The organism is Nocardia carnea (assembly GCF_029868855.1).
Classification (GTDB): Bacteria; Actinomycetota; Actinomycetes; order Mycobacteriales; family Mycobacteriaceae; genus Nocardia; species Nocardia carnea_A.
Genome location: NZ_JARWOV010000239.1, coordinates 1 through 18,931, shown reverse-complemented (window position 1 = coordinate 18,931; position 18,931 = coordinate 1). Strand labels below are relative to the sequence as shown.

Annotated in this window: 4 protein-coding genes; all 4 read right to left on the bottom strand. The window is 70.1% G+C overall.

Annotated elements, in window-relative coordinates; translation table 11 throughout:
* Window positions 1-201: 201 nt before the first annotated feature.
* Window positions 202-9,114: a non-ribosomal peptide synthetase gene (locus QH195_RS23230; protein ID WP_280436993.1), complete on the bottom strand. Its 8,913-nt coding sequence runs from the start codon at window positions 9,112-9,114 to the stop codon at window positions 202-204.
* On the bottom strand, window positions 9,111-14,321 hold the full coding sequence (locus QH195_RS23225; RefSeq protein WP_280436992.1) for a non-ribosomal peptide synthetase: 5,211 nt from the start codon (window positions 14,319-14,321) through the stop codon (window positions 9,111-9,113). Before QH195_RS23225 ends, QH195_RS23230 begins: the two co-directional genes overlap by 4 nt.
* Window positions 14,308-15,150, bottom strand: a complete 843-nt coding sequence (locus QH195_RS23220) for a 3-hydroxyacyl-CoA dehydrogenase family protein (protein WP_280436991.1) — start codon at window positions 15,148-15,150, stop codon at window positions 14,308-14,310. Before QH195_RS23220 ends, QH195_RS23225 begins: the two co-directional genes overlap by 14 nt.
* Window positions 15,150-18,931 (bottom strand): condensation domain-containing protein (locus QH195_RS23215; protein ID WP_280436990.1); only part of this gene is annotated, 3,782 nt, incomplete at its 5' end. The genes QH195_RS23215 and QH195_RS23220, both read right to left, overlap by 1 nt.

Genomic DNA, 18,931 nt, shown 5'->3' with positions numbered 1-18,931 from the left:
CTCGTCGCTCTCCACTCACACTGCCACGGGCCGCCGCCGATTGCCCGGCGAAGGTCGCCCCGACGCCGTCGGGGGGCACCGGCGACTGCCTGTTGCCCGAGTGGGGGCGTTCGCGTGCGCCCGCCACCGCGCCGGCCGCCGTCCTCGCCGGGCGATCGTCGCGCCGGCGCATCCTGCCCGCCTCATATCTGCTGAACAGACCTACTGGGCGGGCACCTTCGTCGCCGACGTCTCATAGGAGGACGGCGGGCCGATCGGCGCGTCGATATCCGCGCACAGCTGTGCGACCAGCTCGCCGATCCGGGCGGCCATCGCCTCGATGGTCGAATGCTCGAAGAGTTCGGACGCATAGACCAGTTCACCGCCGATTCCGGTGGGGCGCCGGTCGGCACCGTACCCCTCACGAAGCTGTAACAGTAGGTCGAACTCGGTGTGCCGCGGCGGGATCCGCAGTTGCCGGATCGTGGCCCCGCCGAACGGGTGTTCCACGGCGATATCACGATGAAAGGTCGAGGCGATCTGGAACAGCGGGTAGTGGTGCGGGGTACGCGGCGGGTTGAGCAGGGCGACGAGCCGGTCGAAGGGAAATTCCTTGTGTTCGGTCGCGCCGAGCAGGCTGTCACGCACCTGGCGCACCAGGTCCCGGAATCTCGGGGCCTGCGCGATATGCGACCGGACCACGACGGTGTGCACGGCGCAGCCGACCATGGCGTCGAGCGATTCGTGATCGCGACCGCTCACCGCGACGCCGACCGGGATATCCTGGCCGGCACCGAATCCGGCGAGTGCACAGACGAGCGCGGTGTGCAGTACCACGTAGGTGCTCGCCGAGCATTCCTGTGCGGTCCGGACGATCGCACGATGTGTCGCGGCGTCGAAGTCCAGCGGCACCGTACCCGCCCGGTTCTCCACGCGTCGTATGCGCGGGTGGTCGGTGGGCAGGACAGGAGACTCGGGAATTCCGGCGAGTTCGGTCAGCCAGTAGCGCGCCTGGGTGGCCGAACGGCTGCCCGGCTCCGCCTCCGCCCCCATCCGGTCGCGTAGCCACAGCGTGTAGTCCGCGAACTGCACCGCAGTCGCAGGCCATTCGGGGATGTGCCCCGTCGCGCGGGCGGTGTAGGCGAACCCCAGCTCCCAGGCCAGCCGAACCAGGGATTCGACGTCGCCGGCGATATGGTGCAGGACGAACAGGAAGATATGCCGGGATTCACCGAGCCGGAACAGCCGGGCACGTAGGGGCAACTCGGTGCGCAGGTCGTAGCCGCGGGTGAGTTCGGTGGTCAGCGCCGCCTCGAATTCGGCCGGGGTGCAGGGCTCCACCTCGAGCCGGAGCCCTGCACCGAGGTCATCGCCCGTGTCCGCCGGTGCGGGCAGGATGCGTTGCACCGGGCCTGCCTCGGTATGCGGCAGCACGGTCCGCAGGATCTCGTGCCGCGCGATCACATCCATGACGGCCGCCCGCAGCGCCGGCACATCCAATGGCCCGGTGATCTCCACGGCCTGCGGGAGCAGGTATCCGGGTGCTCCGTCGGAGAGGTAGTCGACGGTCCACAGCCGCTGCTGGGCGGGGGTGAGCGGAATCGGTTCGGATGTCCGCGGCGTATCGGGCATCGGTCCGGGGCCTGCCGGTCGCGCTGTGCCGGGCGGCCGGTCCGCGCCGGCGTGGGATGCCAGGCGTTCGGCCAGTTCGGTGACCGTGGGCGCATCGAATACGTCCCGCACGGAAATCTCCGTGTCGAAAGCGGTGTTCACGGCGTCGACCAGCCGGATGGCGGACAGCGAGTCACCGCCGAGTTCGAAGAAGTCGTCGGCGATACCCACCTCCTCCAGCGCCAGCACGTCGCCCACCACTCCCGCGAGCATCCGCTGGTTCCGGGTCGCGGGGCCACCGGCCGGGGCACGGCGCGGCTGCGGCAGGGCCGCGATATCGATCTTGCCGTTCGCCGTGAGCGGCAGTTCATCGATCGCCACGATCGTGGCCGGCACCAGATAGGAGGGCAGAGTCCGGGCGAGCCGGGACCGCAACTCCACCGGATCGGCAGCGTCGCCGCGCGACACCACATGGGCGACCAGTGTTTTCCCGTTTCGGCCCGGCCGTACTGTAACAACCGCCGCCGCGATATCGGACTCCCGCAGCAGGGCCGCCTCGACCTCGCCCGGTTCCACGCGATAGCCGTTGATCTTCTGTTGCCGATCGGCCCGCCCCAGGAAATGGAGCCGGCCGGCGCGATCCCAGGTGCCGATATCGCCGGTGCGGTACATGATCGCGCCGGGACGGCCGTACGGATCGGCGACGAACCGCGTCGAGGTGAGGCCGGGCCGGTGCAGGTAACCCGCGGCGACACCGGTGCCGGACAGATAGATCTCACCGCTCACCCCGGGTGGGACCGGGCGCAACGCCGTGTCCAGCACGGCGACTCCGGTGTTGTCCACCGGTACGCCGATCGGCAGCGGACGGTCGTCCGGGACGCCGGGCGGGATCCGGTGCGCGAGCGCGAAAGCGGTGGCCTCGACCGGACCGTAGAGGTTGGTCACCGTGAGATCGGGCCGGACGGCGCGTAGCCGGGCCACGGCCGCGGGGGCCAGTACATCGCCGATCGCGGCGATATCCGTGGTTCGGGCGAGATCTGCCGGAATGGTTTCGGCGAGCACGTGCAGGAGCCCGGTGGAGATCAACGGCGAGGTCACCCCGGCCGCGTCGAGCACTCGGCGATAGTCTGCCGAATCGAGCCGGCCGGGCGGGGCGATAGCCACACTGCGTCCGGTGAGCAGCGGTAGCCACAGCTCGTAGACGACCATGTCCCAGGTGTACGCGGAGTGGAACAGAAAACGTGCGTGCTCGTCGCGGGCTCCGATCGAGTCCAGTGCCCGCGCCACGATATTGCGATGGGTGATGCGCACCCCTTTCGGGGCGCCCGTGGACCCGGAGGTGAACATCAGCCAGGCGGTGGCCCCTGGGGATACGGGGCTTCCGGGTTTCGTCCCGGCCGGTCCGGGTTCGGCCGTATCGGCGAACCGCGTGTCCCGCAATACCAGTTCCGCCCCGGTGTACCGCAGGAGCCGGTCGACGCGCTCGGGCGGATAATCGTCGTGGATCGGCAGGCATATCGCACCCAGTTTCAGCACGGCCAGGAATGCGATGACCAGTTCCGGGGAACGCGGCAACGCTATCCCGACCGGAGTCCCCGGTCCGGCGCCCTGGTCCGCCAGCCACCGGGCGGCCCGGTCGGCGCGAGTATCGAGTTCACCGTAGGTGATCTCGGTTCCGTCCCACCAGAGCGCGACCCGATCGCTGTGCGCGGCGGCGACGGATTCGAATATTTCGGTCACGGAGCGGTCGGGGATATCGCGTGTGCTACCCCGGCCCTGTTCGAGCACACCGGCGACCGGCAGCCGCAGCCGCCCCACCGGCCGATCGGGCTGTGCCGCCACGGCGCTGCACAGTTGCGTCAGCACCGACCGGATATCGGCGGCCGTCCCGAACCAGTCCAGGAGTTGCGGACGCACCGCCAGCCGGAAGGTCAGCACGGGCTGTGGGAACACTGTCACCGCCAGCGGGTAGTGCGTGAGGTCGCGGTGTTCGGCCGCCGATACGGAGAATTCCGCCGACGGATCGGTGAATGTGGCGGTGTCGATCGGGTAGTTCTCGAAGATCAGTGCGGTATCGAACAATTCACCGGTGCCGGGGACGGTGCGCAGGATATCGCTCAGTCCGAGGTGATCGTGTTCGAGCATGCCGGTGCGCTGGGTCTGGATGCGGGCGGCCAGTTCGAGCACGGAGATACCCTGCTCGATCCGGACCCGCAGCGGGACGGTGTTCATGAGCATTCCGATCACGTGCTCGGTATCGAAACCCGCGTCGCGACCGGAGACCGTGACACCGAAAACCACTTCGCGGCTACCGGTCATATGCTCGAGCACCAGGGTCCACAGGGCCTGTACCAGCGAGTTCAGCGTCAGCCCGCGGGCCGCGGCGGTTTCGGCGAGCGCGGCGGATACCGCGGGTTCCAGGGTGAACAGTTGCAGTTCGGCGGGTTCCGCGCGTTCGCCACGGGTACGGCCGACCCGCGTGGGTTCCGCGTCGCGTAGCAGCGCACCCCACGACCGGCACGCGGCCGCGCGATCCAGTGTCGCGGTGCGGGCGAGTACATCCCGGTACGAGGGCGCCGGAGCCAGTGGTACACCGTGGTAGAGCTGGAACAGTTCTCGCAGGAACACCTGGGTGGACCAGCCGTCGAGCAGTGCGTGATGGAAGCTGAACACCAGGCGCGGGTCGCCGGTGGCGGGGCTGACGAGCGTGACCCGGAACACCGGCGCGGTCCGCGGATCCAGTGGCCGCAGATCTTCCCGGGCCACTCGCTCCACCGTGTTCTCGATCTCCGCACCACCGGACTCGACCACCCGGACGGGAAGCGGCAGGTCGGCCGGCACCACGAGCAGCGGCCGGTCGACGCCGCGCACGGCGAAAGCGCCGGTGAGCTGCGGGTGCCGGGACAGGACCGCCGCGGCCGCGCGGCGCAGCCGTCCAGGGTCGACGTCGCCGTGCAACGTGAGCAGGATCTGCACGGCATACGGATCCGATTCGGCCTCGTAGAGCGTGTGGAACAGCATTCCCGCCTGCATCGGGGTCGCGGGCAGTAGATCGCGGAAAGCGCCGTGCTCTCGGCCGATCTGTTCGAGCGTGTCCGGATCGACGTCCACCAGGGGGAAATCGGAGGGTTCGTATGTAGGTTCCGCAGGGCCGCCGTGGTGGGTGACGAAGGCCGTCAGCACGGTCGCCCACAGATCGGCGAGCTGCTCCACCGCGGCCCGGTCGAACAGTTCCTCCGGCCACGCCCATTGGGTGACGAGGGCACCCGATTGCTCGATGTGCACCTGGATATCCAGTTCGTGCAGTACAGCCGCTTCCGGACCACGGGCGCTGCCGAACGCTTCCAGTTCCGCCGAGCCCGGCACATCGAACCGGCCGAGATAGTTGAACCCGATCGGGGCCCGGGCCGTGAGCCGGCCGGTTCGATACAGCGTTCCGTAACCGAGGCCGCCGTTCGGAACCGCACGCAACCGCTGCCGTACCTGCCGCACGGCATCCGCCAGTCCCGCGCCGCCGGCCACCATCTCCGCCCAGTTCGCGACGGCCGAATCCATCGGCACCGGGTAGACCACCGTGAACCAGCCCACTGTGCGCGACATGTCCAGGTCCGCGACGCTATCGCGTCCGTGCCCCTCGACATCGACCAGTACCGCCCCCGCGCCGCGCCATTTCGCGAGGGCGATCGACAGCGCGGTGAGCAGGATTTCGGTGGTGCCGACCCGGTAGCGGTCCGGTACCACGGTGAGCAGTGCCCGGGTCGGCTCCGGCTCGAGCCTGCCGACGACGGCCACGGCATCGGCCATCAGGTCGAGCACCGGGTCGAGTGGCCGCCGGCCGATCGTCGTCGCCGCGGCGGCCGTGGTCTGCAACCACCACTGTTCCTCGGAATCCGGAAGTTCCTGACGGGCGAGAGTATTCGACCAGGTGCGCAGGGAGGTGGGCACCGGGTGCAGCCGCTCGCCGGCGAGTGCACGCGCGAGATCGGGCAACAGGACCTGCCAGGAGACGTGGTCGACGACCAGATGATGGATCGCCAGCAGCAGTACCGCACCGTCGGGCTCGTCGAGCACGACGACCTGCACCATCACGCCTTCGCGCGGCAGCAACCGGCGATGAGCCGCCAGCCGCTCGATCTCGCGTTGCCCGGTACCACCCGCGGACCGGACCCGGCGGAAAATCGTCTCCGCCTGCACCGCACCCGGTTCGGGGATCACCACCTGCCACCGGTCCTGTGGTGTCCACTCCGCCCGCATCCGCAGCGCATCGTGGTGGTCGAGCAGTGTTTGCAGCGCGGTGAGGAGCTGCGGTTCGGTGACCGCGGCGGGGAGCCGGGCCATGGCGAACTGCGCGAAATCGTCGGTGACCACCCCGGCACGGCCGTACCTGTCCATGATGGGGGTGGCGGTCATCGCGCCGTAGGCGGCGCCGATGTCCTCCGCCGGGGTGGTTTCGGCGACCGGGACCGCTATCGCGGCCACCGCCCGGACGGACTGGTGTTCGAAGATATCCTTCGCGCTGATCGCCAGTCCGGCGGTGCGCGCGAGGTTCACCAGCCGGATCGCGAGAATGCTGTCACCGCCGATGGCGAAGAATCGATCCTCGAAACCGAAATCGCTACGGCCGAGCACCTCGGCGTACAACCGGTACACGGTCGTCTCGCGCTCGGTGCCGGTCGGGTCGGGTCCGGCCGCCGGACCCTCGGATTCGAGAGCGAGCAGGCGCCGTTCGTCCAATTTCCCGTTCCCGGTCAGCGGCAACTCCGCGAGGCCGATGACCACGGACGGCACCGCATGCGCCGGCAGGCTCGCCGCGATCCGCTCCCGGATCACCTCCGGGTCCAGGTCCGACACCACATACGCCGCCAGTCGGCCCCGCCCGTCCACCAGGACGGCTGCGGTGGCGACCTCCGGCAGCGCGCACAATGCCGCTTCCACCTCGCCGCGTTCGATCCGGTATCCGCGAACCTTCACCTGGCGGTCGGCGCGGCCGAGGTATTCGAGTTCGCCGTCGACCCGGCGGGCGATATCGCCGCTGCGGTACATGACCGCACCGGCCGGACCGGCAGGGTCGGCGACGAATCGGGCGGCGGTCAGGGCGCGCCGGTTCAGATACCGGGCAGCCACGCCCGGACCGCCGACGTAGATCTCCCCCGGTACGCCCGGCGGAACCGGCCGCAACGCGGCATCCAGCACATACACCCACAGACCGGGCATGGCCCGGCCGATCAGGTTCGCGTCCGCGTGCGGGCCCAGGAGGTATCCGGTGGTGAGCACCGTGGTCTCGGTGGCACCGTACATATCGACCACCGCACGACCGGGATGGCGCGTGTACCAGGCCTGTACCCGGTGCGGCTCGATCGGCTCGCCGCCGAGGATCACCCAGCGCACCGCGAGATCGGAGTCACCGCGGCCGGTATCGGCCTCGACCAGCATGCCGAAGGCCGAGGGTGTCTGGTTCAGCACGGTGACCTGCTCGGTGGCGAGCAACTGCCGGAAATCCTCGGGTGAGCGTGCGGTATCGCGATCGACCACGACCAGGCGGCCGCCGAAGAGCAGGGCGCCCCAGATCTCCCATACCGAGAAGTCGAACGCTACGGAATGGAACAGCGTCCACACATCGCCGGGGCCGAACCCGAACCATTGCTCGGCCGCGGTGAACAATCGGGCGACGTTCGCATGCGTGACCACGACGCCCTTGGGTTTCCCGGTGGAGCCCGAGGTGTAGATGACATAGGCGGTGTCCTCCGGCCGCGCAGCGCGAGCGGGGACCGGTGGGAGCTCGGCCGCCGGTTCTTCGTCGAAGCACAGGACCGCTACGTCGACGCTCGGCACGCTCACCTGCGTGGTCGTGAGGATCAGGGCCGGGGCACAGTCTTCGAGTATCGACCGGACCCGTTCGGCCGGGTCGGCCGGGTCGACGGGGACGTAGGCGGCACCGGTTTTGAGCACCGCCAGTACGGCGATCACCAGTTCCGCCGACCGCGGCAGTGCAATGGCCACGTGGTCGCCGCGTCCGGCCCCGGCCGCACCGATGCGCCGGGCCAGCAGGTCCGAGCGCCGGTCGAGTTCGCGGTAGCCGATCGTTTCGTCGCCGAAGGTGAGCGCCGGATCGGCGCCGTGGGCTCGCGTGGTGCGGGCGAACCAGGTGACGAGAGTTTCCGGGGCGGCGGGTTCGACCGGCCGCGCCGCGGGGACGACATCGGGGGGCGGGACCGCCGAGGCGTTTCGCGGGAGGGTTCCGGTGCCTTCCGCTGCGGCGGTGGCCGTATCGAAGCGCAGCGCAGCGATGGTGAGGTCGTCGGGGGCGTGGGCCAGGGCGCGCAGGGCGGAGCGGAACCGGTCGTGCTGGGCGGCGAGATCACCGGCGCGGAACCGGGCCGTCGTGCTGTCCAGCGCGATTCGCAGCCGCGGCTCCCCCTCGTACACACTGAGGGTGAAATCGTCGGTACGGCCGGCCGACATATCGTGCAGGGAAGCGGGGTACGGGCCGAATTCCACATATCGCTGCCGCGGCAGGATATTGACCACCGGGCCCACGAGGCGCCGTTGTCCGCCGGCCGCGGCGACATCGGCGTGCATATCGGCGAGCCGGTAGCGCTGGTGGCGCAGTGCGATCAGCGAGTCCGTGCGCACCGTGCGGGCCAGTTCGGCGAGCCGGGCGGCCGGATCGATCTCCAGCCGCAGGGGTACGACATTGGCGGTCATCCCCAGCGCATTGCGGGACCGTTTCGCCGGGACGGTGAGCCCCAGTCCCACTGTGCGGCAGCCGGTGTCCGCGTGCAGCAGGACGGCGGCCGCCGTCAGTACCAGCGCGGGCCAGCCGGCCGACCACCGGTCCCCCCGCGCGCGGAGCGCCTGCCAGTCGGGGGCGGCGAGATCGCCGGTATGGCGCGGGTAGCCGGCCGCCGCTCCCGCGGGGCCTTCGGCGAACATCGGCGCGTCGGGCATATCCCGGAGCCGGGCGGACCAGAATTCCCGGTCCGCGCGGAACCGTTCCGACGCGCGATACCGCGTGTCCTCCTCGACCAGATCGTCCACCCGGTCGAAGACGTGCTCGGGAAGGGTGCTGCCCGTGTCCCCCGCGGTGTATGCCGCCGCGACCCGCCGCAGCAGCGCCATGAACGCGGCACCGTCCAGCACGATGTGGTGCGCTTTCACGAACCACAGGTACCCGGCCTCACCGACATCCACCAATTGGTGTTCGAACAGCGGGGCAGTGTCGAGAGCGAAGGGACGGTCCAGTTCGTCGTACAGGGCGTTCTCGGCGGCCGCCACCGACTCGAACTGCCGGCGGGGCAACGGCCAGTCGGCCGATTCGGTCACAATCTGCGCATCACCCTCGATACGCACCCGTAGGGTTTCCGAGCCGGCGACCACGGCGCGCAGCGCTCGTTCGAACAACTCGGGATCGATCCGCCCGTGGATGTGGACATACCCTCCGACGACCTGCCGTGCTCCGGTGGCATCGAGTTCGTGCGCCAGCCAGATCTCCTGCTGGGCGGCGGTCAACGGCCGAGTCGTCACTGCGGATTCCTCCGGTTCTCTTGCGGCACCATATGATCCGCGGTCCGGGCGCCGGGCGCCGCGGCCCACTCCCCCACGGCGGCCGCCGGTTCCGCACCGAGGGCGGCCAAGGCGTCACCGAACCGGGCGAGCAACGCGTCCACCACCCCGGGGGCGAACTCGTCCGGACGGTGACCTGCGACGATGCGCAGCCGGTTATCGGCACCGGCCCGGGGAACAGGACCCGTTCCCGACCACACCGAGAGCGCGAGCGGGAAGTGGGTGGCCTCGTGCGATTCGAAGCCGGTCACCGACAGACCGTCGAGGGTGGCGGCGGTGGCGAGGCCGGGATCGAACGGGTAGGACTCGAACACCAGTAGCGTGTCGAACAATTCCTGCCGGGCACCGGTGGCGCAGGCCTGGATCTCCGCCAGTCCGAGATGATGATGCGGGGTGAGCACGGCCTGCTCCGCTTGGAGCCGGGTGAGCAGCGCCGCCACCGGTTCGTCGGGGCGCAGCCGGACACGCACCGCCACGGTGTTGATGAACAGGCCGACCATCGCCTCGACCCCCGGCAGTTCGGGTGGGCGGCCGGAGACGGTGGCGCCGAACACGATATCGGCGCCGCCGGTGTGCTCGCTCAGAACCAGTGCCCAGGCGGCCTGCACCACGGTGTTCACCGTGACACCGAGCCCGGCCGCGGTATCGGCGATCCGGCGGCTGACCCCCTCGGACAGCACGATCGTCTGCTCGAGCGGTGGCACTCCGGACGGTGCGGAGGCGTCCGGTCCGGCGACGAATGTCGGCACCGCCTCCGCCAGTGCGGTTCGCCAGGCTGTTTCCGCGGCACTGCGGTCCCATCGGGTCAACCAGCGCAGGTAATCACGGTAGGTCGGCCGTGGCGGGCCGGGTTCGTGTCCGGGCGCGGCGTAGTGGATGAGCAGATCCTGCATGAGCAGCGGGACGGACCAGCCGTCGAAGACGATGTGATGACTGGTCACCACGAGTTTCGCGCGTTCGGATCCGAATTGAACCAGCGTGAAGCGGATCAGCGGCGGCCGGGCGAGGTCGAACCGGGCACTGCGATCGGCCGCGAGCAGCGCGCCGATATCGCTGTCGGGCTCCACCTCGATCTCGGACCACGGCAGCGATACCGCCGCGGGAACCACAGCCACCGGGATACCGGTACCGGCCGCGTGGAACGCGGTGCGCAGGCTCGGATGCGCCGCGAGAACAGCGCGGGCCGCGGCGCGCAGCCGTCGCGTATCGACAGCGCCGGTGAGCGTGATGACCAGTTGCAGGACATAGGGATCCAGCGCCCGGCCGGAGTGCACCGCATGGTAGAACAGCCCGGCCTGCATCGGCCCCAAGGGCCAGATATCGATCGCCCCGGGATACCGGTTCTCCCATCGCTCGATATCGGACTGCCCGACCCCCACCAGCGGAAAATCGGAGGGCGTATATCCGCCGCGCGCCGTCTCGGCGTGATCGGCCAGGAGCCCGAGCATGGTCTCGTACTGTGCGGCGAACTCCGCGCCGGCAGCCGCGTCGAACAGGGTCTCCGAATATCCGATGGTGGCGTGCAGGCGTCCGGCGACCACGATCACATCCAGTTCCAGCGCGCCCGCGGCCGGCATATCGGGATCCGGACTGCGCGGTAGCGGTACCGGATCCGCTGTCGGAATCCAGCCGAGACCCGAGAGATCCTCGGGCACAGCGGTGGCCGCGACGGATCCCAGATAGTTGAAGACGATCTGGCCCGGCTCCGCCTGCGGTAGGGCCGGCGCCGTCTCCGGGTTGAGATATCGCAGCAATCCGTATCCGATCCCGTGACCGGGCACCGACCGCATCTGCTCCTTGACCGCTTTGATCGCGTGCCCGAGACTTTCGCCGCCGGCCGACGCCTCGGCGATATCGATTCCGTCGAGGCCGAACCGGACCGGATACAGGGCCGTGAACCAGCCCACGGTGCGTGAGATATCGGCGCCGGGAGCGATATCGGGGTCCCGGCCGTGACCTTCCAGGCGAACCAGGACCGCATTTCGTGGCCGCCACCGCGCGACCGCGAGTACCAGAGCGGTCAGCAGTATCTCGTTCGCGCCCGCGTGATACCGCTCGGCCACTGTGGATATCACTGCATTGGTGCGTCTCTCGTCCAACTCGACGGTGACGTAACGCGTGGCGGCGGCGAGATCACGGGCCGGATCGAACGGCCGGCCGGCCAAGGGCGGATCGTCCGCAGCGGCAACAGCACGCCAGTATTCGAGTTCGGCGATACGGCCGGGGCGCTGCGATTCCGCGGCCAGCGCATGGGTCCAGCGCCGCATGGAGGTCGCCACGGCGGGCAGGGCGGGCGCCCGTCCCGCCGCGACCTGTACCCAGGCGGCGATCAGATCCGGGATCAGGATTCGCCAGGAGACGCCGTCCACGGCTATATGGTGGGCGACCACGATCAGGCGGCCCGCCGGCTCCGCACCGTCGCCCGCCGGGTCGAGCCAGACGAACCGCACCACCGCGCCGGTGGCGGGGTCGAGACTGCTCAGCGCACTCTCGTACGCCGCGATCGTCAGCTGGTCGCGTGTCCGGGTATCGAGGCCCGGGGAGAGCGGTACCCGGTGCACCAGCTCCTCGACCCGGTCCGCGGCGATCGGATCGGCGAACAGCCGCCACCGCCCACCCGCATCCCGGTACAGGCGGGAGCGGAGCATATCGTGCTTTTCCATGACCGCCGACAGTGTGGCGGTCAATTGTGTAGCGGTGATCCCCGCGGGCAGATCCAGTACGAGGGCTTGGACGAAACGCCGCCAGCCGCCGCCACGCTGCACCAGGTAGGACGCGACCGGCGGCAGGGGCATTTCGCCGACACCGCCACCGGGCAGCTCCGCAAGCACGGGGGCGACCGAGGTCCCCGCCGCGGCGGCCAGCGCAGCCGGTGTCCGGTGCTCGAACACCTGTTGGGCGGTGATCGCGATGCCGTGTGTTTTGGCGCGCGCCACCAGCAAGATGGACATGATGCTGTCGCCGCCGAGCGCGAAGAAGGAGTCGTCGGCGCCGATACGTTCGCGTCCCAGCACCTCACCGTAGACACCGGCCAGGGTTGCCGCCACGGGGTCCGCCGGCGCGCGATAGGCCGAATCCGGCACGTCCGGCTTCGGGAGGGCACTCCGGTCGACCTTCCCGGCCGAGGTCACCGGCAGGGAGTCGAGCACGGTGAGCGTATGCGGGCGCAGTGATTCGGGGAGGCGCTGCGCCAACCCGGCCTGTACGACGCCGCGATCGATTCGCCGGCCCTGCGCCGCGACGAGATACCCGTGCAGCCGGCCGGAGACGGCGACGACGACCGCGGCGGACACCGCATCATCGGCCAGCAGCGCCGTCTCGATCTCGGCCGGCTCGATCCGCAGTCCGTGGATCTTCACCTGGAAATCGTTGCGCCCCAAGTATTCCAATCCGTCGGCACACCGGCGCACGATATCGCCGGTGCGGTACATCCGGTTCCCGTCCCGGTCGTACGGGTCGGCGACGAACCCGGCGGCGGTCTCCGCCGGGCGGTGCAGATATCCCCGGGCCAACTGAACCCCGGTCAGGTACAACTCCCCGGCCACCCCGTCGGGAACCTGCCGCAGGGTGGCGTCGAGTACCCGGCAGCCGACGCGGTGTATCGGTGTGCCGATCGGGACCGTGCCCGGTGCCCCGGCGACCACCCGATGTCCGGTCACCGCGATACACGCCTCGGTGGGCCCGTAGAGGTTGACGATTTCGGCCGGGCCGGTGGCACACCGCTCGGCCAGTTCACGCGGAAAGGCCTCGCCGGCCACCAGTATCCGCCGCACGGTGGCCGGTAACTGTTCGGCCTCGCGGAACACGCGGAGCAGGGTGGGTACGAAATGCACCGTGGTGACGGCGAACCGGCGAATCGACTCGGCGAGCTCGGCGGGCCCGAGGTGGCCGCCGTCCGGCGGCGGAACAACCAGCTGTGCCCCGTACTGCAACGGCCACAACAGTTCCCAGAGGGAAACGTCGAAGGTCGCCGGCGTCTTCTGCAGCACCGTATCGTTTGCGTCCAGGCCGAACCGGTCCTGCATCCAGGCGAGCTGGTTGCCCAGCGCACGGTACGTGACGCCGACGCCTTTGGGATGGCCGGACGAACCGGAGGTGAACAGGACATAGGCGAGGTTGTCACCCCGGACGGCGACTTGCGGGTCCGTTGTCTGCTCGCCGGACGAGATGCGGTCCAGCAGATCCAGATGTCCACGCTCCAGTACCTGGACGGGTTCCTCGCCCGGGCGGGCGAGCCCCGGCAGCGCGATCGGCCGGGCGGTGGCGAGCATCCGCGCACGCCGGTGGGTGGGCAGGCCGGGGTCCAGCTGGAGAAAAGCCGCGCCGGCCTTCAGGACCGCGTAGACGGCCACGATCGCCGCCACCGAACGCGGTACGGCCAGGGCGATCACACAGTCGGGTCCGGCGCCGGCGCGCACGAGCCGGCGCGCCCAGCGGTTGGCCCGGGCATCGAGTTCGGCATAGGTCAGCGTATCGCCGGTGGTCGTGCGCACAGCGATTGCCGCCGGAGTGCGCCGCACCGTTTCACGGAACGTGTCGAGCAGCGTGGCCGGCTCGCCGGGATCGCCGTCGTCTTGTCCGGCCACCGATACGCTCTCGCCCGGCACAGTGGTGGATACGCCCACGCCACCCACAGCGCGCGCCGGCTCGGCGACCAGCTGTTCGAATACGCGCACGAACTCGCCGCCGGGTCCGGGCACCGTGATACGCCATTGCCCACCCGCGTATTCGGCCGACAACGCCCACCGCCGGTCCGCGCGACCCGGCCAAGGATCGTCGGCCTCCGCACGGAACCGATGCCGGCGCGCGCGGCGCAGGCCGATACCGATCTCCCGCACCAGCGCCGCGAAGTGCGTGTACGGGCTCACGCGCACCCGGACAGGAACGAGCACCGACTCCGCGCGATAGGCGATCATCAGATCCCCGGCGCCGCCCAACCGCTGCCCGTAGACCGCCAGCCCGGCCAGAACCACCCCGGCGGCACCGCCTCCCGAGCGGGCCAGCCGCGCGAACTCGCCCGATTCCGGGAGACGGAGGACAGCGTGGCCGGTCGTCGCGACCGCAGGTTCCTCGGGGCGCGGGGCGTGCTCGAGCACGCCGGCCCAGTAGGCGCGGTCCGCGGATTCACCGGCGGTACGCGCGCCACCGGTCCGGTCAACGGTAGTCATGAAAACCCTGTCCTGTCTTCCGGCCGTACCGTCCCGCCGCCACCAATGCGGTCAGCGCGGGCGGCGCGATATACCGGTCGTCACCCAGCTCTGCGCGCAGCACCGCCAGTGTGTCGATCACGTTGTCGAGTCCGATGAGGTCCGCGGTGCGCAGCGGGCCGGTGGTGTGCCCGAGGCAGCCCTCGAACAGCGCGTCGACGGTCGCCGCGGTCACGCCGTCCGCGAGTGCGGTCACGGCTTCGACGATCGACAGCATGAGCACCCGATTGATCACGAAACCCGGCCGGTCGGGAACCACGATCCCGTTCTTGCCCATCTCGGCGACCACGGCCAGGGCCGTATCGAGGACCTCGGCGCCGGTCTGTGCGCCGCGCACGACCTCCACGGTGCCGGTGAGGGGTGCCGGATTCATGATGTGCAGGCCGAGAACGCGCTCGGGGTGTGCCGTGACGGCGGCGAGCCCGGCGATGGGGATCGCGGAGGTACAGGAGGCCAGTACGGTGGCGGGCCCGCAGACCCGGCCGAGTTCGGCGAATACGCTGGTCTTCACCGCCGGCACCTCGGTCACGCATTCGATGACGAACTCCGTATCGCGCAGTGCGGCATTATCTGTCGTCCACTCGATACGCTCCGGCGCCCGGGTGAGCGCCGCCCGGTCACCGCGGCCGAGCAGCAGCGCCAGCCGCAGCGCGTCGCGCAGCGCCTGTTGTGCGCGGACGAGCGAATCGGCGTCGGTGTCGACCACCACCACCCGGTAGCCCGCGGTCGCCAGGCATTGTGCGATACCGGTGCCCATCGTGCCCGCGCCGACAACAGCGGTGGATCTCATCACGACATCACCTCGAACACCGATGCCGTCGGATCGGCGGACCACGCCGTGAGCAGCCGGCACAGATCGGCGGCCATCTCATCGGCCGTATGCCGGTCGAACAGTTCCGGGGCGTATCCGAGGCTGAATTCCGTGTGGTCGCCGGCTTCCGGTGACCATGCGAGCGCGAGCTCGGCCGCGGTTCCGGCGCCGGGCAGCGCTCCGAACCACACAGAATGTACCGCTGTGTCCCGGCCACCCGGTTCCGCCGACCAGACAGTTCGGGTCCTGGCGACGAGATCCGTGCGGCCGGGTTCGTCGGCGATATCGATCAGCACGGCTTCGGGCCGGATCCGGCCGGGACGGACAACCCCCACCGACACCTCGTCGCGACCGGAGTACCAGGCGAGCAGACTCGACCAGGCGGCGAGCAGGATGGCGCCGTCCGTGCCTGCCGGGAGCCGGCCGGTCACCCGGTCCATCCCGTATCCGCCCGGCCGCCGCGGCCGGTCGGTCGGGATGCCGGTCTCCGGCGGATTCTCCGAGTGCGCGGCCGGTGTCCCCGTGCCGGTGGCCTCGGCCCCGATCTGTCCGTCCGGAGATCGCGCCGCCCGTACCAGCGTTCCCACTGTCGGCGCGGTGGCCTCCACCATCAGGGTCAGCACCGCGAGATAGGACGCGGCCAGTTCTTCGGCGGTTCGCCGGGTGAACAACTCGGTACTGAACTCGACACAGGCACCGATATCGTGGGCCGGTCCCTGCGTGTTCGCATAGGTCACCAGGGTGAGGTCGAATTTCGCGGTGCCCGCGGGCAATCCGCCGAAGGCATTGGCCGGGCTGTGTTCGGTATCGAAACCGGAACCGGCGGTATCGGCCAGCGGTGCGATCTCGGGGATCTCCTGGTGCACGTACATGACGTCGAATACCGGTGTCCGGCTCAGTTCGCGGTGCTCGCCGAGCGCGTTCACCACCCGCTCGAACGGGATCTCCTGGTTTTCCAGGGCGCCCAGCACCACCGCACGTACCTGCGTCAGCAGCTCCGGCAACGGCGCCTCGTCGGCCAACCGGGCGCGGAGGGCCACCGTACTGTTGAAGAAGCCGAGCATCCCTTCGAGTTCGCGCCGGTTCCGGCCCGAGGTCGGGGTGCCGACGACGATATCGCGCTGCCCGCTGTAACGGGCGAGGGTCAGATACAGTCCGGTCAACAGCGCCACGAACAGGGAGACCGATTCCCGGCGAGCGAGCGCCCGCAGGTCGGTCAGCAAGGCCGCGGGCAGCGTGAACGGCAACAGGTCGCCGGTGAATCCCTTACGTGGTGGCCGTGGGAAATCGGTGGGCAACTCCAGCCGGGGCGCACCGGCCAATGTGCGGGTCCAGTAGTCCAGTTCGTGGTCGAGCGCCGAACTCGCCAGCAGTTGCCGCTGCCACCACGCGTAGTCGCGGTAGCGGAAGGGCAGGGGAGCCAGCTGATGTGGGCGCCCTTCGGTGCGGGCCGCGTACAGTTCGGGCAGCTCCCGGGCCAGGATGACCGGCGTCGCACCGTCGGTGACCATATGGTGGCAGGTGATCTGGAGAACGTGGTCGTCGGGCCCGAGGGTGATCAGCGAGACGCGCAGCAGCGGATCGGTGGCCAGATCGAACGGTGTCCCGGCGGCGGCCCGGACCAGTTCCCGGGCGGCGGCCACCGGATCCTGGGCCGCGGACACATCGGTCGCGCGGAAGAAATCACCGAGGTCGGGGCGGATACGCAGCTCGGGCAGGCCGTCGGGGGCCTCGATGTTGTAGCGCAAGGACTCGTGCCGTTCGGCGAGGTCGGCGAAGACACCGCGCAGCACGTCGATATCGATATGTCCGCGTATGCGGTTCACGTACGGATAGTTGTAGAGCGTTGTCCCGGGGTCGAACTGGTGGTGGAACCACATTCGTTCCTGGCCGAACGACAGTGCGGGTTCCGCGTGCGCCACGAGCTCGGGAACGTCGGAGCGGGATGCGGGACGCGGCCCGTCCACGAGCAGTTCGGCGAAATCGGCCACCTTCGGTCGTTCGTAGACGTCCAGCAGTTTCGGGCGGAAGCCGTATGCCTCCTCGACACGGTCCACGAGCTGCACGGCGATGAGTGAATTACCACCCAGCTCGAAATAATCGTCCTGGGAGTCGATTTCGGTATCGGTGTGCAGCAGCTCGCGCAAGGTGGCCCGCAGCCAGTTCCGCGGATCCGTGACGGCGGGGGCCGTGGCCGGTCGGGACGCCGGTACAGGGTGCGCGATATCGGGGAGATCGATCCAGCAGCGGGTCCGCCGCAGGGGGTGTCCGGGTAGCCGGAGCCGGCGGCCACCGCGGGGACCCACGGCCGCCCAATCGATATCGACACCGCGCTCGTACAGAGCGGCGAGCAGGTGCAGCGGCTCCGGCGCGCTGACGATATCGATCTCGCCGCCGGACTGTTCGCGCAGCAGCGCGGCCAGCCGGCCGCCCGCACCCGGTTCACAGAACACGACGGGACCGGCGGTGCGCAGTGAACCCGCCGCCGCGGACAGACGTACCGCATCGACGGTGAATTCGGTCGCGGCGAGTTCGGCCGCGGTGACCTCCGGCGGGGCGCCCAGCAGATACCGCGCGGCGTACCGCGAAGTCCCCGCGCTGAGCACGGCCGCGATCTCGATACCGCACCGGGTCAGCTCCCGGTGTACCGCGAGCTGAGCGGCGAGCACCTCGGCGGTGGCGCCCGCGGCGGGCAGGGCATCCGGCAGCGGATCCGGCGCCTGCACCGCCGGCACCGTATCGGGTGCGAGGAGCAGGGCCACCCGAGGCGCCGGGCCGGGAACGCGCACGTCCGCTGTCCGGCCCGCCCGCGCGGCGAGTTCGACCACCAGTTCACCGGTGGTGCGGACCACGGCCGCGAATCGGTGCTCATATCGGGAACGCCCCTGATTCAGGGTGAAAGCCACATCGTCGAGCGGATATTCGCTCCCGCGCAATGTTTCGGCCAATTCGCCGCAGAGCTCGGCCAGCGCGGTGGCGCTGCGGGCCGAGACACGAACCAGCCGTTCCGGTGAATCCGTTTCCCCGGCGGGGGCGGTGGCGTCGGCCGGGGGTCCGGCCAGGACGCAGTGCGCGTTGGCGCCGCCGAGGCTGAACGAGCTGACACCCGCCAGGCGCGGTGCCGTCCCCGCCGGCCAGGGCCGGGATGCCGTCACCACTTCGATATCGGCCGCTGTCAGGTCGAGGGCGTCGGTCGGCCGCTCGAAATGCAGAGATCGATACAGCCGGCCGTGGGCCAGGCCCAGCACCGCTTTCACCAGGCCGGCGACTCCGGCCGCGTGATCGAGGTGCCCGATATTCGTCTTCACCGACCCGATCGGCAGTGGATCGGCCCGCCCGGCGCCGAATACCGCCGCGATACCCTCCAATTCCACCGCGTCGCCGAGCCGGGTTCCGGAACCGTGCGCTTCCAGGTATCCCGCGGTATGCGGGGCCACCGCGGCCTGTCGCCATGCGCGCTCGATCACCCTTTGCTGCGCGGTCGCGCTCGGTGCACTGATGGTCGCAGCGGTCTGCCCGCTGTGCAGCGTGGCGCTGCCCGCGATCACCGCGTAGATCGCGGCGCCGTCGGCGCGCGCCCGGGCCAGGGTCGTCAGCAGCAGGGCCGCACCGCCTTCCCCACCGGCCGCGCCGTCGGCCGCGGCGGCGAAGGCCCGGCCGCGGCCGGGCGGCGCGGCGCTCTCGGAGGACAGGCCCGGGCCGTCGGCGCGGGCCCCGGAGGGCCCCCCCCCCGCGCCCCCCGGGGGGGGGGATTGCGCCA